The sequence below is a fragment of the Rhodobacter sp. P2_H5 genome (assembly GCF_056403335.1).
The window spans coordinates 1-1112 of sequence record NZ_JBFUFS010000068.1; the positions used below are offsets into that span (position 1 = coordinate 1).

Genomic DNA, 1112 nt, shown 5'->3' on the forward strand with positions numbered 1-1112 from the left:
GGGCCTGATCGACCGGCGGGAGAGCATGGAACTTTTCCGCGAAACCGCTGCCGACCTCTTCCTCAAGGCCACCGGCACTCACTGGTCACCGCGTTCGGGCTCGCGCACCAGCCATCGCCACCTGACTGCTGCGATGATCGACAGCCGCGACTTCATCGCAGCCAAGAAACGCGCAGAGACCGAGAGCCTGGTGCCCCAGGGACCCTAGGTTGCCTTCTCGGGCGGGGACACCACCGATCACCGGATGATCTGGGACCGTCTCGATCAGATCTACGCCAAGCACCCCGACATGGTGCTGTTGCACGGCGGATCACCGAAGGGCGCCGAGCGCATCGCGGCCACTTGGGCCTCCAACCGCAAGGTGCCACAGGTCGCCTTCAAGCCGGACTGGACCAAACACGCCAAGGCCGCACCCTTCAAGCGCAACGACCAGATGCTGGACTGCATGCCGATCGGCGTCGTGGTCTTCCCGGGCACCGGTATCCAGGACAACTTGGCCGACAAAGCCCGCAAAATGGGCATCCCAGTCTACCGCATGGCGACGGGCAGCGCGTGAGCGCTGCCCGCTCAAAACTGCTTATTGGCGCTTGCCGGACGTCACATCATGGCCAGACGGCGCAGTGCAAAGACGAACTAAAGCAATATCGAGCAGCAAACCCTTTACTTGCGCCTGCTCGCGAGCAAAAGTGAACGATGTGAGGTCCAAAGCCATCGTGACTGTGACAAAACCATCCTGACCAATAGGGTGGGCGCCATGCCACACGGCAGACAAGTGCGCTTCATCAGAGTGGGTTGTCAGGAAATTCCGGAGATTGCATGGCAGACGAAGCGCGGCTTGTTACGGAACTAAATAAGGGTTGGGTTTATACCACCAATCCAACAGATTTTTTTCGTGGCTATGATACATTCTCAGAAATGCTGAGGGTATCGCCTGATGTCGATCCAAAGCGACTGTTAAACCATTACATTGGCAGCGTATTGCACAAGACAGACCCGAATGATCAAGTAATTCGGTTTCAACTTCTTCGGAGAGCCCGTTTCAAAGGCGGCAAAGAGGAAACTGAGCAGTTCTACAGGCTGGCTGATGATCTTGTCGCAAATAGGTGCCTAAC

1 protein-coding gene and 1 pseudogene are annotated in these 1112 nt (G+C 57.4%); both read left to right on the plus strand.

The window, feature by feature from the left end:
* A pseudogene (locus tag AC1DVR_RS23475) lies at nucleotides 1-556 on the plus strand (DUF2493 domain-containing protein); the annotation flags it as partial.
* Between the two features lie 260 nt (nucleotides 557-816).
* Nucleotides 817-1112, plus strand: a 296-nt coding sequence (locus AC1DVR_RS23480) for a hypothetical protein (RefSeq protein ID WP_478003040.1), incomplete at its 3' end; no start/stop codon positions are given.